The sequence below is a fragment of the Aeromicrobium sp. genome, from assembly GCF_037719875.1.
GTDB lineage: Bacteria > Actinomycetota > Actinomycetes > Propionibacteriales > Nocardioidaceae > Aeromicrobium.
This window is the reverse complement of the sequence record NZ_JBBJMJ010000007.1, coordinates 25,476-45,931: the sequence shown is the minus strand read 5'-3', so window position 1 is coordinate 45,931 and position 20,456 is coordinate 25,476. Positions and strand designations below refer to the sequence as shown.

Sequence of the window (20,456 nt, the reverse complement as noted above, 5' to 3'; positions counted from 1 at the left end):
GTTAAGGTGGGGGCGCGTGGGACCAAGCGACCCCACACCTAGCATCACCATGTGATGCACCTCCCGAGCGTGATCGTGGTCGGCGGCGGGGCCATGGGCTCCAGCGCCGCCCGCGAGCTGGCTCGCAGCGGGCACGCGGTGACGGTGCTCGAGCAGCACGACCGACTGCACCATCACGGCAGCTCGCACGGCACCTCTCGCATCATGCGCTTCGTGTATGACGACCCGTTCTACGTGCGACTGGCCGTGGAGGCCCGGCCCCTCTGGGACGAGCTCCAGCTGACCACCGACCTCGAGCTCCTGCGCATCACCGGAGGTGTCGACCACGGGCCACGACGTCTGCTCGAGCCATTCGCGGCCGCGCTCGACGAAGTCGGGCTCTCCTACGAATGGCTCCTCCCGGGCGAGGCGGCCAGGCGTTGGCCGGGGATGCGGTTCGACGAGGCCGTGCTTTTCCAGCCCGATGCCGGCGTCACCCACCCCGACAACACCATGGTTGCCCTTCAACGGGATGCGGAGTCCCATGGGGCGCAGTGGCACACCCAGACCCGAGTCGTCCGGATCGAGGAGACCCCTGACGGGGTGACGGTCGCGGCCGCCGATCGTGTGTTCACCGCCGACCAGGTCGTCCTGACCACCGGTGTCTGGACCTCCCTACTTGCCACGCTCCCGGTCGAAGCGGCGACGCAGGTCCAGCCCGCGCACTTCGTGGCGATCGAACCCGGCTCGGCATGGCCGACGTTCATACATCGCCGGGCAGACGGCAGTGGCAGGCCGATCCCCGAGGCGTACGGGCTTCCCTCCCCGGAGGGCGTCAAGGTCGGATTCCACGGCGGCGGCAAACCCGTCGATCCCGATGATCGAGACTTCGCCGTGGTCGCCCAGGAGCTGGAGGACCTGCGCGCGTACGCCACCGACTGGCTGCCGGGCGTCGATCCGGCGAGCCTGGACGCTGGCACCTGCCTCTACGGAGGGCTGGCCGAGGACGACTTCCTCATCGACCGCTCAGGTCGGGTCACCGTTGCGATCGGATTTTCCGGTCACGGCTTCAAGTTCGTGCCCTTGGTCGGCCGGATGGTCGCCGGACTCGTGGCAGGCACTGCTCGGCCCGAGCCCCGCTTCACCATCTCGGCTCACCGTCCCACTGTCTAGGGTGTGACCATGTCGCTTGCAGGAAAGACCATCATCATGTCCGGCGGATCCCGTGGGATCGGCGAGGCCATCGCAGTCCGCGCTGCCAAGGACGGCGCCAACGTCGCCCTGCTGGCCAAGACCAGCGAGCCCCATCCCAAGCTGCCGGGCACGATCTTCACCGCCGCCGCCGCGATCGAGGCAGCCGGCGGCACGGCGCTGCCCCTGGTCGGCGATGTGCGCGACGACGACTTCGTGGTCGATGCCGTCGCCAAGACCGCCGAGGCATTCGGGGGCATCGACATCGTCGTGAACAACGCCAGCGCGATCGACCTGACTGACACCGCCGACATCTCGATGAAGAAGTACGACCTCATGAACGACATCAACACCCGAGGGTCGTTCCTGCTCGCCAAGTCCTCGATCGAGTGGCTCAAGCGGTCCGACAACGCCCACATCCTGACACTCTCCCCCCCGATGAGCCTCGACCCCAAGTGGTTCACCAAGCACACCGCCTACACGATCGCGAAGTACGGCATGAGCCTGGTGACCCTCGGTCTGAGCGAGGAGCTGCGCGAGTTCGGCATTGCTGCCAATGCCTTGTGGCCGCGCACCGCGATCGACACCGCCGCGGTCCGCAACGTCGTGGGCGCCGGCCTCGTCAGTCACTCCCGCAAGCCAGCGATCATGGCCGACGCGGCTTACGAGATCCTCACCAAGCCCAGCCGGGAGTTCACCGGCCAGTTCACGATCGACGACGACGTGCTCGAGGACGCTGGGGTCACCGACTTCTCGATCTATCTCAACGGCGGCACCGAGGACGACCTTGCGCTCGACTTCTGGGTCGAGCCCAAGGGCGCTCACAACCCCGATCTCAGGCTGCACTGACTCCTGCGCGGGATGACCCGCGACTTCGTACTTGACACCCTGGTTAATTAACCCATACGTTAAACGCATGGCGACCGATCAGCTCAGCAAGGTGTTCTCGGCACTGGCCGACCCCACTAGGCGGGACATCCTCGCCCGGCTCGGCCAGGGCGATGCCACCGTCTCGGAGCTCGCCGATCCCTATCCGATCAGCCTCCCGGCGATATCTCGGCACCTCAAGGTGCTCGAGACCGCCGGCCTGATCAGTCGGGACAAACGGGCCCAGTGGCGGACCAACACCCTTCAGGCCGCACCGCTGAAGGAGGCGACGACCTGGATGGAGCATCTCAGCCACCTGTGGGATGACCGATTCGCCCGCCTCGACACCCACCTGGCAGCCATGAAGGCGTTGCAGGACAGACCGACAACCGACAGCACGGAAGAGGAGCAGCACGATGACTGACACCACCTACGAAGTCGTCCTCGAACGACACTTCGACGCCCCGGTCGAGATGGTCTACCAGGCCTTCGTCGACCCCGACCAGATCGCGCAGTGGTTCGGCCCGCTGGCGTTCCACGTGCCCCGTGACACCGTCACGATCGACGCCCGCCCGGGCGGCGCGTGGCACATGACCATGGTCGGCAACGACGACCCGGGCTGGAAGGCGCCGATCACCTCGACCTTGGTGGAGGTCGTCGAGAACCAGCTGCTGGTCGGCTACGAGATCGCGCAGGACTTCCCGAACATGGCGGACGGCACCAAGATGACCCTGACCCTCGAGTTCCTGCCTGACGGCGACGGCACGCTGCTCAAGCTGCGACAGGGACCGTTCCCGGAGCAGATGCGCGAGATGAGCGAGACCGGATGGAGCCAGTCGCTGTTCAAGCTCGACGCCCTGCTCGCCACGCCGGCGAAGTTTCGTGCCCCGAGCACAGTGGAGGCGTCATGATCACCGTCACCCCGTTCCTCTGGTTCGACGACGACGCAGAGGCGGCCATCGAGCGCTACCTCCGGGTGTTCCCCGACACCGAGTTGGTCGAGGAGAACCGCCACCCCGACGGCTCGCTGTTCGTCGGCACCATCGGGATCCAGGGCCAGCGCCTCACCCTCATGAACGGCGGACCGCATCATCGCCTGACCGACGCGTTCTCCCTGGCCGTGACCGTCGTGACGCAGGAAGAGGTCGACACGATCTCGGACGCGCTGATCGCAGGCGGGGGCACCCAGGGGCGCTGTGGCTGGCTCGTCGATGCGTACGGGCTGTCCTGGCAGATCGTCCCCGAGACCATGTTCGTCCTGTTCGCCGATCCCGACCGGGAGGCAGCCGGGCGTGCTCAGGCGGCGATGATGACGATGCAGCGGTTGAGCATCCAGGGGCTGCAGGACGCGTTCGACGACCGGTCCTGAGTCGTACGCCGGCCGCTGAGCAGCTCGCTCAGCGGCTGGCGATGACCGAGTCCACCGGCGTACCGACGATGACGGTGCGCGTCACGGTGCACAGGCGGTCGTGCGACTGGGTCACCGCCCTCGGCAGGATCTCGCGCGCACGGTCCCCGTCTGGACCGTCGGGGAACGTGAGGTCGAAGGAGACCCGTATGTCGGTCAGCCGGTTGCCGAGGTCATCGCGGATCTTGTCGGCCCGCGCCGAGACCTCGAATGAATCGGGGTCGACGCGCTTGCCCACGAGATGATCGACGTCGATTGCGCTACACCCGGCGATCGCCACCAGGAGCAGCTCGACCGGGGTGAAATCGCTGTCGTCGCCCTCGCCGAAGTCCAGGGTCCCGCCCCGGACATTGGTCGCCCGGAATCGGGCCTTGCCGGTGCGGTCGAGCTCCACGGATCGTTCGGTGTCAGTCGTCATGGGTCGACGCTAGCGCGGTTCGAACGAAATTCCAGACTCGCCGCATACCGCGCCGACCGAAGGGTAAGGACTAGACATATACCGTCATTCTCGCGTGTCTCCCAACACAATCCCCGGAATCCCGGGGACCCGAACGTACGGTCGGACCAGGGGCATCGGAAGGACATCTGGGAGATGAGCGTCTACCTCTTCGACATGCAAGGCGAGTCGATCGCGTTCCGACGAACGTGGACCGACCCCTACGTCTTCGACATGCGAGGCAGCTGGATCGGTTGGTTCCCGTGGGGAGACCACGATGCCGTCGATCTCGAGGGGCACTATCTCGGCACCGTCGTGGACGACCGGCTGGTCCGCCGCAACGACTGGTATGACCGGCCGTGCCTGGCACTGCCCCCAGACCCCGGCGAGGCGAGACCCACCGGGCGCCCACTGACACCGCACGACTTCCCCAACTGCTTCGCCTACGAGGACGCGGGAGTGCGTCTCTTCACGTAGGACTCGGCGTGCAGCATCCCCGCTCTGCACGAAGACTGGACAGATGCCCGCCACCCGCAGTCTTGTCACCGGCGCCACCGGATATGTCGGCGGCCGGCTCGTCCCGCAGCTACTCGAAGCGGGCCATGACGTACGCGTGATGGTGCGCGATGAACGCAAGGCCCGGGCCCACGCCTGGGCCGCGGACGTCGACGTCGCCGTCGCGGACGCCACCGAGGCAGAGCAGGTCGCCGCAGCGCTCGAGGGCGTCGATGTCGCCTACTTCCTGCTGCACTCCATCGGCTCTGGCAAAGACTTCGCCGCCACCGAGCGAGGCATTGCCCAGACCTTCGCCGCCGAGGCCGAACGGGCCGGGGTGCGGCGCATCGTCTATCTCGGCGGGATGGTCGCCGAAGGCGAGCAGCTGTCCGAGCACCTCAGCTCACGCGAGGAGGTCGGCGACATCCTGCTCGGTTGCGGCGTGCCGACCGCCGTCCTGCAGGCCGGAGTCGTCATCGGCTCGGGCTCGGCATCATTTGAGATGCTCCGCTACCTCACCGAGCGCCTGCCGGTCATGGTCACGCCCAAGTGGGTCCACACCCGGATCCAGCCCATCGCGATCCGGGACGTGTTGCGCTACCTCGTCGGCTGCGCCTCGCTGCCCGACGACGTCAACCGGCGCTTCGACATCGGCGGGCCGGACGTGCTGACGTACTTCGACATGATGCAGCGCTATGCCGCGGTCGCGGGGCTGCCGAAGCGCCGCGTGCTCCCCGTGCCGGTGTTGTCTCCCGGGCTCTCGAGCCACTGGGTCGGCCTCATCACGCCGGTGCCGGCGAGCCTCGCCCGGCCCCTGGTCGAGTCGCTCAAGAACACCGTGGTCGCAGCCGAGACCGACATCCGGGAGTACGTCCCCGACCCGCCCGAGGGACTCATCGACTTCGACCGCTCGGTCGAGCTTGCCCTGACCAAGATCCAAAAGCTCGACGTCCCGACGAGCTGGTCGTCCGCCGCCACTGCGGGGGCTCCTGCCGAGGGTCTGCCGACCGACCCCGACTGGGCCGGCGGATCGCTCTACCAGGACGAGCGGACCCGCGAGGTCGACGCCTCTCCGGAGCACCTCTGGGCCATCATCGAGGGCATCGGCGGCAAGAACGGGTGGTATTCCTGGGGTCTGGCCTGGTGGATCCGCGGTCTGCTCGACCGGATCGTCGGCGGTCCGGGTCTGCGACGCGGCCGCCGCAACGAGAAGGATCTCGTGGTGGGTGACGCTCTGGACTTCTGGCGGGTCGAGGAAACCGACGACCGTACGTTCTTGCGCCTCCGTGCCGAGATGAAGCTGCCCGGCCTGGCTTGGCTCGAGCTGCAGGTCGGCTCGACCGAGGGCGGCACGACGACCTTCCACCACCGGGCGCTGTTCCACCCCAAGGGCCTGTTCGGCCACCTCTACTGGTGGTCGATCTATCCGTACCACGGCATCATCTTCGGTTCGATGCAGAAGAACATCGCCAAGGCCGCGGAGGCTTTGGAGGAGCAGAGCCCTCGACATGCGGCCCCGCCCCGACGCTGACAGGATCGGGCGTGGAAGAGGGAGCACATCATGGGAGACGTGGCAGAGCAGGGCAACCGAGCAGGCCAGGAGGCCAGACACAGCACGACGATGCGGGCTGCGGCTCGAGTCGGGCTGGTGGCATACGGCATCGTCCACCTGATCATCGCGTGGATCGCACTGCAGATCGCGTGGAGCGGCGGTGGCGATGCCAGCAGCGGTGGCGCCCTGCAGAAGATCGCGGAGCAGCCGTTCGGCAAGGCCCTCCTGTGGATCGCCGCGGCGGGGCTCGTCGCCCTCGCGGCGTGGCAGGTCATGACCGCGATCTGGGGCTACCAGTCCGAGTCCGATGACAAGAAGCGGCTCCTCAAGCGCCTGTCCGCGGTGGGTCGTGCGATCGTCTATGCCCTGCTGGCGTTCTCGGCGGCCCGCACCGCCGCCGGCTCGGGTGGATCCAGTGGGGACTCGAAGGAGGAAGGTCTCACGTCGGACCTGCTCTCCGCGCCGGCCGGCCGCATCCTCGTCGCCGCCGTCGGCATCGCGATCCTGGTCATCGCGGCGCGGCACGTGCACCGCGGCGTGACTGACAAGTTCACCCACGATCTCGAGGGTCCGGCCACCAGCGGGACGTCGGGCTCGGGCGTGATCATGGTGGGCCGGGTCGGCTATGTCGGCAAGGGCATCGCGATCGCAGTGATCGGCGTGCTGTTCGGCTGGGCCGCCATCTCCTACGACTCCGAGAAGGCCGGCGGTCTGGACGATGCCCTGAAGACCGTGCGTGACCAGGCCTTCGGTCCCTACCTGCTGACACTCGTGGCGCTGGGCCTCGCGGCATACGGCCTGTTCTGCTTCGCTTGGGCGCGCTACGTCCGAACACGCTGAGGCAATAGTTTGCGTCCGCCTGCCACCAACGACAGGATCGGACCATGGACCTTTTTCGCATCAAGTCCGTCGAGCGTTCGATCGCGGAGACCGACGAGCCGGAGCACCGGCTCAAAAAGGAATTGTCGGCATGGGATCTGACGGTCTTCGGCGTCGGCGTCATGGTCGGCACCGGCATCTTCGTCCTCACCGGGGAGCAGGCGTTCAGCAACGCCGGGCCGGCGATCGTGATCTCGTTCCTGCTGGCCGGCGTCACGTGCGGGCTCGCGGCGCTCTGCTATGCCGAGTTCGCCTCGACGGTCCCGGTCGCCGGCAGCGCCTACACATTCTCGTATGCCACGCTCGGTGAGCTCATCGCGTGGATCATCGGCTGGGACCTCGTGCTCGAGCTGGCACTCGGCGCGGCCGTCGTGGCGCGCGGCTGGTCGGCATACCTCCAGTCGCTGCTCGAGCTGCCCACCTGGCTCGCGGGTGACGAGGCCATCCCTGACTTCGGCGCGATCGCGATCGTCCTGGCACTCACCGCTCTCGGCGTGCTGGGCACCAAGCTCTCCGGCCGTGTCACGAGCGTCCTCGTCGTCGTCAAGGTCGTTGTCGTCACCTTCGTGATCGTGGCCGGCCTGTTCTTCATCAAGGCTGCCAACTACTCGCCGTTCGTCCCGGAGTCGAAGCCCACCGAGGGGACCTCGGGGCTGGACTCGACGCTCCTCCAGTCGATCTTCGGTGTCGAGCCGACCGTCTTCGGCGTCTACGGCATCATCGCTGCGGCCTCGGTCGTCTTCTTCGCGTTCATCGGCTTCGACATCGTCGCCACCTCGGCCGAGGAGACCAAGAACCCGCAGCGCGACATGGCCCGCGGCATACTCGGCTCGCTGGCGATCGTCACGGTGCTCTATGCCGCCGTGGCATTCGTCGTCACCGGAATGCTCAAGTACAGCGACGAGCGCATGAACACCGCCGCGCCCCTCGCCGAAGCCTTCAAGGCTAATGATCTCGACTGGGCCAGCAAGTTCATCTCGGTCGGCGCGGTGGCCGGCCTCACGACGGTGGTGCTCGTCCTGATGCTCGGGCAGGCGCGCGTGCTGTTCGCGATGTCCCGCGACGGACTGCTCCCGGTCGCCCTGGCCAAGGTCCACCCGAAGTACGGCACGCCCTATCGCATCACGATCATCACTGGCGGCTTCGTGGCGGTGCTCGCTGGATTCGTCCCGCTGTCGGAGCTGTCCAAGCTCGTCAGCATCGGCACTCTGTTCGCCTTCGTGGTCGTGTCGGCCGGCGTCATCATCCTGCGCCGCACGCGCGGTGACCTGCACCGGCCGTTCCGTGTGCCCGGCGTCCCGCTGGTGCCGATCCTGTCGATCGCGGCGTGCCTGTGGCTCATGGTCAACCTCTCGGTCGAGACGTGGATCCGGTTCCTGATCTGGCTGTTGATCGGATTCGTCCTCTACTTCGCCTACGGCTATCGGAGCTCCCGTCTCGGGAAGGGGCTGCGGCAGGCCAAGGTCGACCGTGACGCGCCCACCGTCGAATGACCTCAGCGGTGCGCGGTCGCGACGAAGTGGTGCGCCGCAGCATCAGCGATCTGTTCAGGGTTCGCTTCAACGGTGCCCTCGATCCACCCAGTGACCAGCTCGGCCACCCCACCGATGAACATCGTCGCGACCATCTGGCCCTCGGGCTCGCTCCAGGCCTCGAGCCCGTAGAGCTCGCGAGCCTCGTGCGCCGCGAGGTCGGCGAACCTGCGCAGCAGCTCCGCCCGACGCACCCGCAGGGCTTCCACCGCCATTGACTCCACGATCGTGACCCGCCCCTTGCGCGGATCTTCGGTCAGGATGCGGATGAACTCGCCGATGCCTGCCCTGACCCGCTCGGCCGGGCCGCCGGCTGCGCGGTCGAGGACCGTCACCGTACGCTCCTCGATCTCATCGGCGATACCGTCCATCACCGCGATCAGGGCCGCATCGAGACCGTCGAAGCTCTCGTAGAAGTAGCGTTCGGTCAGACCCGCCTCCACGCAGATGCGTGTCATCGTGACCGGGGGCCCACCCTCGCGACCCCACACCTCGAGCGTCGCATCGAGGAGTCGCGAGCGTCGCTCCGTCCGACGCTGCTCGGCGCTCATCCCGCGATATGTCCCCGCCTTGACCGCCATGACCTCATGTTGACAGAGCGCCCTGTCTGAATCAAGATGGCGGGCATGACGATTGGGACGAAGGCCTCGCCGCGGCGACGAGGGTTGCCCTACGTGGGTCACACGCTCGCCTACATCCGTGACCCGCTGGCGATGATGCAGAGCCACTACGACCGCAGCGGTCCGGTCTCGGACATCAACTTCATCGGCAAGAGATGGACGGTCCTGCTGGGACCCGACGCGTGCGAGGCGGCGCTGCGCAACGCCGACAAGGCGTTCGCGAGCGGTGACGGCTGGGGATATCTGGTCGGTCCATTCTTCGACCGCGGCCTGATGCTGCTGGACTTCGAGGAGCACCACCGCCATCGGCGGATCATGCAGTCGGCCTTCACTCGCGAGAGGCTCCAGGGCTACACCGAGGCGTTGCAGCCCGCCGTCATCGCCGGGCTCGAGCGGTGGGATTCGGCCGAGCACTTTCGTGCGTACCCGGCGCTCAAAGGGCTCACGCTCGACCTGGCGACGACGGTGTTCATGGGTGGTGTCGACCTCGCCTCGACCGAGGAGATGGCCCGGGTCAACCAGGCCTTCATCGACTGCGTGCAGTCAGCGACGGCGCTCGTCCGGCTCAACCTCCCCGGGACCCGCTGGAGGAGGGCGATCCGAGGCCGCGCGCTGCTCGAGGAGTTCCTGGGCCGCCACCTCGCCGCCAAACGAGCGAATCCAGGCACGGACCTCTTCTCTGTGCTGTGCCAGATCACGACCGATGATGGCGAGCGGTTCTCCGACGAGGACATCGTCAACCACATGATCTTCCTTCTCATGGCCGCGCACGACACGTCGACCATCACGGTGTCGACCATGATGCAGCACCTCGGACAGCACCCCGAGTGGCAGCGGCGCTGCCGCGAGGAGGCGCTGGCGCTGCCCGAGCACCCCACGATGGCCGAGCTCGACGGACTCGAGGCGATCGATCTCGTGATGAAGGAGAGCCTACGGCTGGTCCCGCCGGTTCCGGTCCTGGCCCGCAAGACCGTCAAGGAGACCGAGGTCCTGGGCCACACCATCCCTGCCGACCGCCTCGTCGCGGTCATGATGCACCTCTCACACCACCTCGACGAGCTGTGGCCCGATCCTGAGCAGTTCGACCCCGAGCGGTTCGCTGACGATCGGCGCGAGGACAAGATCCACCGCTACGCCTGGGAGCCGTTCGGCGGCGGCGTGCACAAGTGCCTCGGCATGTTCTTCGCCGGTGCCGAGGTCAAGACGATCCTCGTGCACCTCCTGCGGCGCTATTCCTGGACGGTGGACCCGGCCTACCGCGCGCCGATGAACTACCACTCGCTGCCGTTCCCCAAGGACGGGCAGCCCGTCCACCTCACCCGCCTCTGACGATCAGGTCGATCGAGCGTCCAGCGCCTCGGCAGCGTCGGTCACGGCCACGAAGGTCGCGTCGAGGATCTCTCTGGCCGACCCCGAGCGGAGCAGCCGCACCTGGTCAAGTGGTCCGACCGGTGCGATCCCGGCAAGCTGCCACAGGCTGCCAACTGGATCGTCCATCAGCTCGATCGTCGGCGGCCACAGCTGCTCCTCGAACTCACTCGCCCGGGCGAGGGTCCGGCGCACCAGGAGCTCGGTCTGCACCCGCCGATCCTCGCACGTCTCGTCCCACTCGAGATCGGGGATGAGGCGAACCCTGGCTCGAGGATATGGCGACTCCTCCAGCCACTCGACAACCTCGATGCGATCCGTGCCGGTGGACAGGATGCCCACGAAGTCGTCTCCGGCCCTGACCTCTCCGATCCGGGCCACCGTGCCGGTTGAGAAACACTTCTCTCCGCCACCCACCTCCTGCCCACGCTCGATCAGGACGACGCCGAACTCCATCGGCTTGGACGGCAGCAGGTCCTGGAGCATCGTGAGGTAACGCGGCTCGAACACTCGCAGCGGCAGCGGCATCGCAGGGAACAGCACCGATCCCAGCGGAAACATCGGCATCTCGACGACATCGCCCGTGCGCTCACCGTCCATCCATTCAGCCAATCACGCGAGCAGTGACGAGCAACTCGAATCGTGGATCACAACAGTGCTGCGATCGGTTCGCCCGAAGCGTGATGTCTGCCCCGCGGGACGATCATCGGCGTCCCGCTGACCGGATCGGGCACCACCTCGCACGACAGTCCGAACACCTCGGTCACGACTGCGGAATCGATGACGTCGACCGGAGGGCCCTCTGCGAGGATCTTTCCGCCCTTCATCGCGATGAGGTGGTCGGCGTAGCGACACGCAAGGTTGAGGTCGTGGAGCACGATCACGATGGTCTTGCCCGACTCGCGATTGAGATCGGTCAGCAGGTCCAGCAGCTCGACCTGGTGGTTGATGTCGAGGAATGTCGTCGGCTCATCGAGCAGCAAGAGATCGGTGTCCTGCGCGAGTGCCATCGCGACCCACACCCGTTGGCGCTGCCCGCCGGAGAGCTCGGAGATGTTGCGGGCGGCAAGCTCAGCCGTGCCGGTCGCCTCGAGCGCACCGACCACCGCACGGTCGTCCTCGACGCTCCACTGGCGGAACCACCCCTGATGTGGATAGCGGCCACGACCGACCAGGTCGGCGACGGTGATGCCATCCGGTGCGGCGGGTGACTGCGGCAGAAGACCAAGCACCTTGGCGACCTCGATGCTCTTGAGATCCTGCATCGAGGTGCCGTCGAGGTTCACCTGCCCCCCGCGGGGCCGCAGGAGCCGGGCGAGCCCCCGCAGCAGCGTCGACTTGCCACACGCATTGGCCCCAACGATCACCGTGATCCGGCCATCGGGGATCTGGACGTCGAGGTTGTCGACGATGTCGACATCCGAATAGCCGAGGGTGAGGTCCTTGGCGCGCAGGTCGTGGGTCATCCGCCCCGTCCTTCCCGATTGACCGTGGCGAGGAGCCAGATCAGGTATGGGGCACCGATGATGCCCGTGATGACGCCGGTCGGGAGGTCGACCGGCACGACGTGATGGGCGACGAGGTCAGCGGCCAGAACGATGATCGCTCCCACCAACCCAGCCGCCACGATCCCGCCCCCACCCCGGCCCACGATCCGTTGTGCGATCGGCCCGGCGATGAGGGCCACGAACATGATCGGTCCCGCGACCGCGGTGGCGAGTCCGATCAGCACGATCGAGACCGCGATGAGGGCCAGCCGGCTGGTCTCGACCCGCGCGCCCAACGCCATCGCGGTGTCGTCACCGAGCTCCAGGACCCGCAGCGGCCGTTCGAGCAACAGCGCTGCGGGAACCAGGATGAGCAGGCCGAGGATCAGGACCCGCAGCTCGGTGGATCCGGCCTGACCCACCGTGCCCACCAACCACGTCATCGCTTGCTGCGCCTCGTAGAGCTCAGCACGGGCCACGATGTAACCGATGATCGAGACCATGAACTGCGAGATCCCGATGCCGATCAGGATGAAGCGATAGCCCGAGATCCCGTCACGCCAGGCCAGCAGGTAGATCAGGACGGCACTGAGCAACGCACCGACGAGCGCCGAACCGGAGATGACGGCGCTGCTCGCTCCGAACAGCACGATCGACGACACCGCGAACAGGCTGGCACCGGCAGAGATGCCGACGAAGTCCGGGGAGGCGAGCGGATTGCCCAGGAGCTTCTGGAACATCAGGCCGGAAACACCCAGGGCGAACCCGACCGCCAGAGCCGCCGTCGCGGTGGGCAGACGGAGATCTCGCACGATGAAGTCGACCGCCGGCTCATCACGCACGTGCAGCACCGACACGATCACATCGGTCACCGAGAGGGCATAGCTCCCGACCATCATCGTGAGCACGAACAGGGCGCACGCGACGAGCGCCAGGCCGGACGTGACTGCCGTCATACGCGTACGGCGCGTCGGCGATCGACGAGTCCTGAGAGCGGCCCCGCTGCTCACAGCTCGGCCAGGTTGCGATAGCGGACGAGGGCGATGAATGCGGGTGCACCGAGCACGCCCAGCACCACGCCGACCTGCAGCTCGCCGGGAGACACGACGACCCGGCCGAGGATGTCGGCAGTGAGCAGCACGATCGGGGTGAGGAGCAGCGAATAGGGCAGGATCCAGCGGTAGTCCGGGCCGCAGATGAGTCGCGCGAGATGCGGTACGACGAGCCCGACGAACGCAATCGGGCCACAGGCCGCGGTTGCCGCGCCGCACAGCACCGCGACCGTGACGAACAGGACGATCCGGGTGAGCCGCACCTTCTGGCCCAGCGCCACCGCCAGGTCCTCGCCCAGGGCGAGCCCGTTGAGCGCGCGGCCCGCGCCGAGGGCGACCACGAGACCGACCAAGATGAAAGGCGCGGTCTGCCAGAACACCGGCAGATAGCGACCGGCGAGCGAGCCGACCTGCCAGAAGCGCAGCTCGTTGAGTGCATCGACGTTCGTCATGACGATCGCCGAGGCCACGGACATCAACACAGCCGTGACAGCGGCCCCCGCGAGCGCGAGCTTGACCGGCGTCGCTCCTTCGCGGCCGAATGATGCGATGCCGTAGACAGCGACGGTGGCGGCGCCCGCGCCGGCGAAGGCCAGCCAGATGTAGACGCTGACGCTCTGCGCGCCGAGCACCATGATCCCGAAGACGATGAAGGCTGCCGCGCCCGCATTGATGCCCATGATGCCCGGATCCGCGAGCGGATTACGGGTCACGCCCTGCAGGATCGCTCCACTGAGGCCGAGTGCCGCACCCGCGAAGACGCCAATCAGGGTGCGCGGCACCCGCATCTGGCGGACCACCGTCTCCGAGGCCGATGCGGGATCGAAGTCGGTGAAGGCCTTCCATATCGTCGACACCCCGACGCCGCGCGAGCCCAGCGTGACGCTGGCGAAGCACACGACCAGAAGGATCCCGAGCAGCACGACCAACCCGGCCGCCAGCCCGGCACCCGGGCCATGGCGGGGAGCGGTCTCAAGGTCGGAGGTCGGCGTGGTCAGCAGCGTCATGCTCGGGTGTCGTCGGCCTTCTGGATCGCCGCGGTCAGCTGGGTCAGCTGCTCGGCGTACTCACCATAGGTGTGCATCCAATAGGCCGGCCACTGCGCGTAGGCCTTGGCCTTGGCGGCCTTGATGTTCGACCACGTCGGCTGCTTCTCACCCTGCTTGAGCGTCGAGTCGTACGTGCGGTTGTCGATGAACAGCAGGTCAGGCTGATACTTGTCAGCGTTCTCCCAGCTGAGGTTCTCCCAGTACGGAAATCCCTTGTCCGGCTTGTCCGGGCTGATGACGTCGAGCCCCCACCGCTGGAAGTCCAGCAGCTCCGGGGCGTACTTCGGGTTGGCCACATAGAGGACGTCGTCGGCCGGGGAGACGGCGAGGACCGTGAGGTCGGGCTTGGCCTCGACGGCCTTCTTGAAGTCGGCCCGCGCCTTCTCGAATGCCTCCTTGTGCCCTGCGAGCTCCGGCGCGTCGACCTCGGCGCCCAGCGACTCGGCAAGGTCCTCATAGCCATTGGCCAGCTCTTCGATCGAATCGCCCTGGGAGACGCCGACGATCGGGGCCAGGTCGAGGATCTTCTTGCTGCTGGCCTTGGCGCCCTCCTCGAGCCCGCTGTATGCCTTCTCTGCTGGCCACCAGTCGGCGACGATCAGGTCCGGCTCGAGCGACGCGGCCTTCTCGACGTCGATCTCGCCCCAGGTCTCGCCGAGGATCGTGATGCCGGACAGGTCGAGGTCCTTGAGATTGGGATCGTCCTTGACCGGTCCGGGCGCATAGATGCCGACCGGCTTGATCCCGAACGAGATCAGCGCCGCCGCTTCGGCGCCGCTGGCGATGATGCGCTCGGGCGTCGAGTCCAGCTCGACGGTCGTGCCGCTGCCTGAGGTGAACGACCACGCGCCACTGCTCTCGGCGTCGTCCGAGGCAGTCGAGCCGCATGAAGCGAGGGCACCGGTGAGCAGAGCGGCAAGCGCTCCGCCCACCAGGCGGGTTGCGTACGACACGGGCAGGCCTTCCGTCAGGGAAACACAGGTTACCCTAACTTAGGACTGGCTTACCTTGCCAGGCGGGTCAATCCTTGGACCGATTCCGGAATGCCTTGAGGGCCAGCGGCGCAAAGATCGCGGTCAACACGATCGACCACACGACCGACATCAACACGGGGTGCTGCAACGGCCAGGCCGCATCTGATCCTGCCGGCGCACCATTGCCCCACAGATCGCGGGTGGCCTGGGTCAGTGACGACACCGGATTCCACTCGGCGATGAACCGCAACCACCCCGGCATGTCCTGGGTGGGCGCGAAGGTGTTGGCGACAAATGTCAGGGGGAACATCACGGTGAACATGAATCCCTGCACCGCCTCGACGGTTCGCATCAGCGAACCGACCCAGATCCCGAGCCAGATCATGGAGAAGCCGAACAGCAGCAGCAGCGCGAAGCCCAGCACGCCGTTGACCACACCGTCGCGGATTCGCCAGCCGATCAGCACGCCCGTCACGCCCATCACCGCGATGCCGATGCTGGAGTGGATGAGACTGGAGATGCTCCTACCGACCAGCACCGAGGATCGCGAGATCGGCAGCGACTTGAGCCGGTCGACGATGCCCTTCTGCAAGTCGTTGGTCAAACCCATGGCCACGACGGCCGAGGAGAAGACCATGGTCTGCACCATGATGCCGGGCAGCAGAAACTCCTTGTAGGAAGTCTCGCCCGGCGGGTCGATCGAGCCCCCGAAGACATACGCGAAGAGCAACACGAACATCACGGATTGCACCGTCACGTCCATCAGCATCTCGGGCATGCGCTTGATGTGGATCAGGTTGCGCCACACGACCGTGGTCGAGGCTCGGAGCAGCGACGGTGGGGCGATCGGTGGGCGGGTCTGGGTGGTCAGGGTGGTCATGAGAGCGCCTCCTCTTCGGCGAACTGTGACTCGAGATCGTCGGTGGCCTCTTCGGCCTTGTGGCCGGTGAGATGCAAGAACACATCATCCAGGCTCGGGCGCTTGAGACCGAGGTCGTCGACCGCGATGCCGCTGCCCTCGAACACGTGGGCCATGCGGGTCATGTCCTCCAAGCCCGATGCCTTGGCGGTGAGGCGTCGCGACGTCTCATCGACGTGCACCTCGCCTGACACGGTCCTGGAGAGATCCGCGGCGCGCTGTAGGTCGCTCCCGTGGGTCACGGTCACCACGACGCTCGCTGCGCCAGCCTGGTCCTTCAGCTGGGTCGGCGTGCCGGCGGCGATGACCTTGCCCTTGTCGATCACCACGATGTCGTCGGCGAGGTGATCGGCCTCCTCCAGGTATTGGGTCGTCAGCAGCAGGGTCGTGCCGTCGCGGACCAGCCCACGCAGAACCTCCCAGAGCTCGGTGCGACTACGTGGGTCGAGACCTGTGGTGGGCTCGTCGAGGAACAAGACCGGGGGGTTGGCGATCAGGCTGACGGCCAGGTCGAGCCGGCGGCGCATGCCACCGGAGTAGGTCTTCGCGATCCGGTCAGCAGCATCGGTCAGCGAAAATCTCTCGAGCAGCTCCTCGGAGCTCTGCGCGATGTATGCCTTCGGCAGACCATAGAGCCGGCCGATCAGCTTGAGGTTCTCTCGGGCGGTCAGCAGCTCGTCGACCGTCGCGGCCTGACCCGTCAGGCCCATGCTTCGTCGCACTGCGTCGGGCTCGGTCAGGATGTCGTGACCTGCCACCGTGCCCGTGCCGCTGGTGGGCACGCTCAGGGTCGTGAGCATACGGACCGTCGTGGTCTTGCCCGCGCCGTTGGGGCCGAGCAGCCCGAGGACCGTCCCCTCGGGTACTACGAAGCTGACGCCGTCGACCGCAGCGTTGTCTCCAAATCGTTTGACGAGGTCCAGTGCCTCGACTGCCGGAGCAGACATGTTCTTCCTTCCAAAAGAGCCAGGGTGCGAGACTATCGCGTTGTTCCTAACAGGAATACAGGAGACCACTGACATTTTTGTGATCATCCGGTTTCCCAACAACGTTGCCCATGCTCCAACCTCAACCTTGGTTGATGTCAATGCGGCGCCCAAGAATGCCGAACGCCCACAGGCATGACCTGTGGGCGTTCGGCGATGTGGCGGATCGTCAGGCGAAGATCTCACCGTTCTTGGCCTTGTCGAGCAGCAGTGCCGGCGGCTCGAACCGCTCGCCATACGTCGCCGCGAGCTCCTGCGCGCGCTCGGTGAACGCCTCGACGCCGATGCGTCCGTCGGGCGCCTCGTAGCCGTTGATGTATTGCAGCGCCCCGCCCAGGAGGGGAGGGAAGCCGATGCCGAAGATCGAGCCGATGTTGGCGTCGGCGACCGTCCGCAGCACGTTCTCCTCGAGGCAGCGCACCGTGTCGAGGGACATGACGAACACGAGCCGGTCATTGAGGTCCTGGAAGTCTGGCTGCTCGGCCGCGACCGGGAACTGCTCGGCGAGTCCCGGCCACAGACCGGCCCGCTTGCCGGCCTCGTCGTAGTCGAAGAAGCCCTTGCCGACGAGCTTGCTCGAGCGCCCCAGCCCGATCATCGTGTCGACGACGTCCTCAGACGCGGTCTTGACCCAGGTGCCTCCCTCGGCCTCGATCGCGCTCTGCGAGGCGACCCGGATCTTCTTCATGAGCTCGAGGTTGAGCTCATCGCTGAGCTGCAGCGGACCCGTCGGGTAGCCCGATTGCGTGGCGGCGCGGTCGATCGAGGTCGGGTTGACCCCTTCGGCCAGCATGCCGAGGCCCTCGTTGATGAACTGGCCGATGACCCGGCTGGTGAAGAAGCCACGGCTGTCGTTGACCACGATCGGGGTCTTCTTGATCGCCTGGACGTAGTCGAGGGCGTGGGCGATCGTCTCGTCGTCGGTCTTGGCGCCGGCGATGATCTCGACCAGCGGCATCTTGTCGACCGGCGAGAAGAAGTGGATGCCGATGAAGTTCTCGGGGCGACTGACACCCTCTGCGAGGCCGGTGATCGGCAGCGTCGAGGTGTTGGACCCGAGCAAGGCATCCGCGTTGACGACCGGCTCGAGCTCGGCGAACACCGAGTGCTTGAGCTCGACCGACTCGAAGACCGCCTCGACCACCAGGTCGCAGCCTGCGAGATCGGCGTAGTCGGCGGTCGGCGTGATCAGGGCGAGGAATGCGTCCACCTTGTCCTGGGTGATGCGGCCCTTCTCGAGCTGCTTGGCCAGGATCTTGGCGCTGTAGGCCTTGCCCTTCTCGGCGGCCTCGAGGCTGACGTCCTTGAGGACGACCTCCATGCCTGCCTTTGCCGAGACATACGCGATGCCGGCGCCCATCATGCCGGCGCCGAGCACGGCGACCTTGGTGAACTTCTTGCGCTCGATGCCCTCGGGGCGAGAGCCGCCGGCGTTGATGGCACCCAGGTCGAAGAAGAACGCCTGCGTCATGTTCTTGAACTGCTGGCCCACCAGGAGCTCGACGAGGTATCGCGACTCGATGCGCGACGCCGTGTCGAAGTCGACCTGCGAACCCTCGACGGCTGCGCTCATGATGTGGCGCGGAGCGACATAGCCGGCACCCTTGATCTGCTTGCGCAGGTTGGACGGGAACGCGGGGAGGAACTGCGCGAGCTTGGGGCTCGACGGCGTGCCACCGGGAATGCGGTAGCCCTTGCGGTCCCAGGGCTGCGTCGCGGCTTCCTCGTTGTCGGCGTTGGCCTCGATCCACGCCTTGGCGGCAGGCAGGAGATCGTCCTGGCTTGCGACGATGTCGTCGACCAGACCCTTTTCCTTGGCCTGAGCCGGCTTCATGCGCGGGCCCTGCAGCAGGATGTTCATCAGAGCGTCCTGGATGCCGAACATGCGGACCGTACGGGTCACGCCGCCGCCACCGGGCAGGAGCCCCAGCGTGACCTCGGGGAGCCCGATCTCATAACCGCCGTCGACCGCGATGCGGTGATGGGTGGCAAGCGCGATCTCGAGGCCGCCACCGAGGGCGGCGCCGTTGATAGCCGCGACGACGGGCTTGCCGATCGTCTCGAGCTTGCGCAGCGTGGCCTTGATCCGCTCGACGTTCTCGAACAGGTCCGGCGCGTCGGCCGGGGTGGCCTGCGTCATCAGCTTGAGGTCTCCGCCGGCGAAGAATGTCTTCTTGGCCGAGGAGACGATGACGCCCTTGATCGCGCCGGCGTCGGCCGCGATCTCACCGGCGAGACGGTCGACGGCGCCGGCCATCGAGTCGCCGTACGCCTGGTTCATCGTGTTGGCGCTCTGGGTGGGGTCGTCGAGGATCAGGTTGACGATCCCGTCGGCGACTTCGTAGCGGACAGCTTCGGTGGTGCTGGTCATATGAGTTCCTAGTCCGTTTCAGATTCGTTCGACGACGGTCGCGATGCCCATGCCGCCACCGACGCACAGCGTGGCGAGGCCATAGCGCAGATCGCGACGCTCGAGCTCGTCGATGAGGGTGCCGAGGATCATGGCGCCGGTGGCGCCGAGCGGGTGGCCCATCGCGATCGAGCCGCCATTGACGTTGGTCTTTTCGTGCGGGAAGTCCAGGTCCTTCATGAGGCGCATCGCGACGGCCGCGAATGCCTCGTTGATCTCGAGCAGGTCGATGTCGGCGACCGTCAGGCCGGCCTTGTCGAGCGCCTTGAAGCACGCCGGGGCAGGACCCGTGAGCATGATCGTGGGATCGGCGCCGGAGACGGCGGCCGAGACGATTCGCGCGCGGGGAGTCAGACCGTGGCGCTGGCCGGCGGCCTCGCTGCCGATCGCGACGAGGGAGGCCCCGTCGACGATGCCCGAGGAGTTGCCTGCGTGGTGGACGTGGTTGATGCGCTCGACGTTGTGGTACTTCTCCAGTGCCACGGCGTCGAAACCACCCATCTCACCGATCCCCTCGAACGAGGCAGGTAGCCCGGCAAGGCTCTCGGCAGTCGTGCCCTCGCGGACGAACTCGTCGTGGTCGAGGATCGTCAGACCGTTGGCGTCCTTGACCGGGATGACCGACTTGGCGAAGTAGCCGTTGGCGATCGCCTTGGCAGCACGCGCCTGCGACTCGGCCGCGAACGTGTCGACGTCCGTACGGCTGTAGCCCTCGATCGTCGCGATCAGGTCGGCACCGATGCCCTGCGGGACGAAGTCCGTGTCGAACGCGGTGCGCGGGTCCATCGCCCACGCGCCACCGTCCGAGGCCATCGGGACGCGGCTCATCGACTCCACGCCACCGGCGAGGATCAGGTCCTCCCAGCCGGAGCGGATGCGTCCGGCGGCCTGGTTGACCGCCTCGAGGCCGGAGGCGCAGAAGCGGTTGAGCTGGACGCCGGCGACCGTGTCGGGAAGTCCCGCGGCGAGCGCTGCGGTCTTGGCGATGTCCGAGCCCTGGTCACCGACCGGTGACACGACGCCGAGGACGACATCGTCGACACCGTTGGGATCGAGGGTGGGGTTGCGCTTCTGGATCTCCTCGATGAGGCCGGTCACCAGGGAGATCGGCTTGACCTCGTGGAGCGATCCGGTCTTCTTGCCGCGACCTCGTGGGGTGCGGATGGCGTCGTAGACGTATGCCTCGGTCATAACTGGGGTCCTCGCAGATCAGGTGTAAAGACAAGTCAGCAGTGTGACAACCTCGATTGTG

Annotated in this window: 21 protein-coding genes; 10 read left to right on the top strand and 11 right to left on the bottom strand. The window is 66.7% G+C overall.

Going from position 1 to position 20,456, the window contains the following annotated elements; translation table 11 throughout:
- The first annotated feature begins 54 nt into the window (after nt 1–54).
- The 5 genes from WKF39_RS08800 (at nt 55) to WKF39_RS08780 (ending at nt 3,406) form a co-directional block, all read left to right on the top strand.
- A complete protein-coding gene (locus WKF39_RS08800; protein ID WP_340387633.1) occupies nt 55–1,152 on the top strand; it encodes an FAD-dependent oxidoreductase in 1,098 nt (365 codons plus the stop codon).
- Between the two features lie 9 nt (nt 1,153–1,161).
- Nucleotides 1,162–2,019, top strand: coding sequence for an NAD(P)-dependent oxidoreductase (locus tag WKF39_RS08795; protein ID WP_340387442.1), 858 nt, complete (start codon nt 1,162–1,164; stop codon nt 2,017–2,019).
- A 67-nt stretch (nt 2,020–2,086) separates the two neighbouring features.
- Nucleotides 2,087–2,461, top strand: coding sequence for a metalloregulator ArsR/SmtB family transcription factor (locus WKF39_RS08790; protein ID WP_340387440.1), 375 nt, complete (start codon nt 2,087–2,089; stop codon nt 2,459–2,461).
- Nucleotides 2,454–2,948 (top strand): SRPBCC domain-containing protein, encoded by a 495-nt coding sequence (locus tag WKF39_RS08785; protein ID WP_340387438.1) that lies wholly within the window; start codon nt 2,454–2,456, stop codon nt 2,946–2,948. The genes WKF39_RS08790 and WKF39_RS08785 overlap by 8 nt, the downstream gene beginning before the upstream one ends.
- Complete coding sequence (locus tag WKF39_RS08780; protein ID WP_340387436.1) at nt 2,945–3,406, top strand: VOC family protein; 462 nt, start codon at nt 2,945–2,947, stop codon at nt 3,404–3,406. The genes WKF39_RS08785 and WKF39_RS08780 overlap by 4 nt, the downstream gene beginning before the upstream one ends.
- 28 nt (nt 3,407–3,434) lie before the next feature.
- On the opposite strand, the gene WKF39_RS08775 is transcribed toward WKF39_RS08780, so the two are convergent.
- A complete protein-coding gene (locus WKF39_RS08775) occupies nt 3,435–3,863 on the bottom strand; it encodes an OsmC family protein (RefSeq protein WP_340387434.1) in 429 nt (142 codons plus the stop codon).
- Nucleotides 3,864–4,037: 174 nt separating this feature from the next.
- Here WKF39_RS08775 and WKF39_RS08770 point away from each other — a divergent pair, with 174 nt between their 5' ends.
- From WKF39_RS08770 to WKF39_RS08755, 4 genes are read left to right on the top strand one after another with little or no spacing between them, the layout of a single operon-like run.
- The gene (locus tag WKF39_RS08770; protein WP_340387433.1) at nt 4,038–4,358 is read left to right on the top strand and encodes a hypothetical protein; all 321 of its coding nucleotides are present in this window, start codon (nt 4,038–4,040) and stop codon (nt 4,356–4,358) included.
- A gap of 43 nt (nt 4,359–4,401) precedes the next feature.
- Nucleotides 4,402–5,907, top strand: coding sequence for an SDR family oxidoreductase (locus WKF39_RS08765; RefSeq protein ID WP_340387431.1), 1,506 nt, complete (start codon nt 4,402–4,404; stop codon nt 5,905–5,907).
- 30 nt (nt 5,908–5,937) lie between these two features.
- Entirely contained in the window at nt 5,938–6,768 is an 831-nt protein-coding gene (locus tag WKF39_RS08760; RefSeq protein ID WP_340387429.1) for a DUF1206 domain-containing protein, read from the top strand.
- Nucleotides 6,769–6,812: 44 nt separating this feature from the next.
- Complete coding sequence (locus tag WKF39_RS08755; protein WP_340387428.1) at nt 6,813–8,300, top strand: amino acid permease; 1,488 nt, start codon at nt 6,813–6,815, stop codon at nt 8,298–8,300.
- A gap of 2 nt (nt 8,301–8,302) precedes the next feature.
- On the opposite strand, the gene WKF39_RS08750 is transcribed toward WKF39_RS08755, so the two are convergent.
- The gene (locus tag WKF39_RS08750; protein ID WP_340387426.1) at nt 8,303–8,920 is read right to left on the bottom strand and encodes a TetR/AcrR family transcriptional regulator; all 618 of its coding nucleotides are present in this window, start codon (nt 8,918–8,920) and stop codon (nt 8,303–8,305) included.
- A gap of 45 nt (nt 8,921–8,965) precedes the next feature.
- On the opposite strand from WKF39_RS08750, the gene WKF39_RS08745 reads away from it, so the two are divergent.
- Nucleotides 8,966–10,288, top strand: a complete 1,323-nt coding sequence (locus tag WKF39_RS08745) for a cytochrome P450 (protein WP_340387424.1) — start codon at nt 8,966–8,968, stop codon at nt 10,286–10,288.
- Between the two features lie 3 nt (nt 10,289–10,291).
- Here the strand turns inward: WKF39_RS08745 and WKF39_RS08740 are convergent, their stop codons facing one another.
- From WKF39_RS08740 to WKF39_RS08700, 9 genes are all read right to left on the bottom strand, one after another.
- A complete protein-coding gene (locus WKF39_RS08740) occupies nt 10,292–10,927 on the bottom strand; it encodes an LON peptidase substrate-binding domain-containing protein (protein WP_340387422.1) in 636 nt (211 codons plus the stop codon).
- 47 nt (nt 10,928–10,974) lie between these two features.
- Nucleotides 10,975–11,793 (bottom strand): ABC transporter ATP-binding protein, encoded by an 819-nt coding sequence (locus WKF39_RS08735; RefSeq protein WP_340387421.1) that lies wholly within the window; start codon nt 11,791–11,793, stop codon nt 10,975–10,977.
- Nucleotides 11,790–12,770 carry an iron chelate uptake ABC transporter family permease subunit gene (locus tag WKF39_RS08730; protein WP_340387419.1) on the bottom strand — a complete coding sequence of 327 codons (981 nt, stop codon included), beginning with the start codon at nt 12,768–12,770 and terminating at the stop codon, nt 11,790–11,792. The genes WKF39_RS08735 and WKF39_RS08730 overlap by 4 nt, the downstream gene beginning before the upstream one ends.
- Before the next feature lie 50 nt (nt 12,771–12,820).
- On the bottom strand, nt 12,821–13,873 hold the full coding sequence (locus tag WKF39_RS08725) for an iron chelate uptake ABC transporter family permease subunit (RefSeq protein ID WP_340387417.1): 1,053 nt from the start codon (nt 13,871–13,873) through the stop codon (nt 12,821–12,823).
- The gene (locus WKF39_RS08720; protein ID WP_340387415.1) at nt 13,870–14,868 is read right to left on the bottom strand and encodes an ABC transporter substrate-binding protein; all 999 of its coding nucleotides are present in this window, start codon (nt 14,866–14,868) and stop codon (nt 13,870–13,872) included. Before WKF39_RS08720 ends, WKF39_RS08725 begins: the two co-directional genes overlap by 4 nt.
- Before the next feature lie 67 nt (nt 14,869–14,935).
- Complete coding sequence (locus tag WKF39_RS08715; RefSeq protein ID WP_340387414.1) at nt 14,936–15,769, bottom strand: ABC transporter permease; 834 nt, start codon at nt 15,767–15,769, stop codon at nt 14,936–14,938.
- Nucleotides 15,766–16,755 (bottom strand): ATP-binding cassette domain-containing protein, encoded by a 990-nt coding sequence (locus WKF39_RS08710; RefSeq protein ID WP_340387412.1) that lies wholly within the window; start codon nt 16,753–16,755, stop codon nt 15,766–15,768. The genes WKF39_RS08715 and WKF39_RS08710 overlap by 4 nt, the downstream gene beginning before the upstream one ends.
- Before the next feature lie 208 nt (nt 16,756–16,963).
- Nucleotides 16,964–19,165 (bottom strand): 3-hydroxyacyl-CoA dehydrogenase NAD-binding domain-containing protein, encoded by a 2,202-nt coding sequence (locus WKF39_RS08705; RefSeq protein ID WP_340387410.1) that lies wholly within the window; start codon nt 19,163–19,165, stop codon nt 16,964–16,966.
- A gap of 18 nt (nt 19,166–19,183) precedes the next feature.
- Nucleotides 19,184–20,395: an acetyl-CoA C-acetyltransferase gene (locus WKF39_RS08700; protein WP_340387408.1), complete on the bottom strand. Its 1,212-nt coding sequence runs from the start codon at nt 20,393–20,395 to the stop codon at nt 19,184–19,186.
- Nucleotides 20,396–20,456: the final 61 nt, after the last annotated feature.

What these genes read in the sequence shown, in the direction of transcription:
- WKF39_RS08800 (WP_340387633.1), top strand. Translation starts at nt 55, where the DNA reads ATGCACCTCCCGAGCGTGATCGTGGTCGGCGGCGGGGCCATGGGCTCC.
- WKF39_RS08795 (WP_340387442.1), top strand. Translation starts at nt 1,162, where the DNA reads ATGTCGCTTGCAGGAAAGACCATCATCATGTCCGGCGGATCCCGTGGG.
- WKF39_RS08790 (WP_340387440.1), top strand. Translation starts at nt 2,087, where the DNA reads ATGGCGACCGATCAGCTCAGCAAGGTGTTCTCGGCACTGGCCGACCCC.
- WKF39_RS08785 (WP_340387438.1), top strand. Translation starts at nt 2,454, where the DNA reads ATGACTGACACCACCTACGAAGTCGTCCTCGAACGACACTTCGACGCC.
- WKF39_RS08780 (WP_340387436.1), top strand. Translation starts at nt 2,945, where the DNA reads ATGATCACCGTCACCCCGTTCCTCTGGTTCGACGACGACGCAGAGGCG.
- WKF39_RS08775 (WP_340387434.1), bottom strand. Translation starts at nt 3,863, where the DNA reads ATGACGACTGACACCGAACGATCCGTGGAGCTCGACCGCACCGGCAAG.
- WKF39_RS08770 (WP_340387433.1), top strand. Translation starts at nt 4,038, where the DNA reads ATGAGCGTCTACCTCTTCGACATGCAAGGCGAGTCGATCGCGTTCCGA.
- WKF39_RS08765 (WP_340387431.1), top strand. Translation starts at nt 4,402, where the DNA reads ATGCCCGCCACCCGCAGTCTTGTCACCGGCGCCACCGGATATGTCGGC.
- WKF39_RS08760 (WP_340387429.1), top strand. Translation starts at nt 5,938, where the DNA reads ATGGGAGACGTGGCAGAGCAGGGCAACCGAGCAGGCCAGGAGGCCAGA.
- WKF39_RS08755 (WP_340387428.1), top strand. Translation starts at nt 6,813, where the DNA reads ATGGACCTTTTTCGCATCAAGTCCGTCGAGCGTTCGATCGCGGAGACC.
- WKF39_RS08750 (WP_340387426.1), bottom strand. Translation starts at nt 8,920, where the DNA reads ATGGCGGTCAAGGCGGGGACATATCGCGGGATGAGCGCCGAGCAGCGT.
- WKF39_RS08745 (WP_340387424.1), top strand. Translation starts at nt 8,966, where the DNA reads ATGACGATTGGGACGAAGGCCTCGCCGCGGCGACGAGGGTTGCCCTAC.
- WKF39_RS08740 (WP_340387422.1), bottom strand. Translation starts at nt 10,927, where the DNA reads ATGGACGGTGAGCGCACGGGCGATGTCGTCGAGATGCCGATGTTTCCG.
- WKF39_RS08735 (WP_340387421.1), bottom strand. Translation starts at nt 11,793, where the DNA reads ATGACCCACGACCTGCGCGCCAAGGACCTCACCCTCGGCTATTCGGAT.
- WKF39_RS08730 (WP_340387419.1), bottom strand. Translation starts at nt 12,770, where the DNA reads ATGACGGCAGTCACGTCCGGCCTGGCGCTCGTCGCGTGCGCCCTGTTC.
- WKF39_RS08725 (WP_340387417.1), bottom strand. Translation starts at nt 13,873, where the DNA reads ATGACGCTGCTGACCACGCCGACCTCCGACCTTGAGACCGCTCCCCGC.
- WKF39_RS08715 (WP_340387414.1), bottom strand. Translation starts at nt 15,769, where the DNA reads ATGACCACCCTGACCACCCAGACCCGCCCACCGATCGCCCCACCGTCG.
- WKF39_RS08710 (WP_340387412.1), bottom strand. Translation starts at nt 16,755, where the DNA reads ATGTCTGCTCCGGCAGTCGAGGCACTGGACCTCGTCAAACGATTTGGA.
- WKF39_RS08705 (WP_340387410.1), bottom strand. Translation starts at nt 19,165, where the DNA reads ATGACCAGCACCACCGAAGCTGTCCGCTACGAAGTCGCCGACGGGATC.
- WKF39_RS08700 (WP_340387408.1), bottom strand. Translation starts at nt 20,395, where the DNA reads ATGACCGAGGCATACGTCTACGACGCCATCCGCACCCCACGAGGTCGC.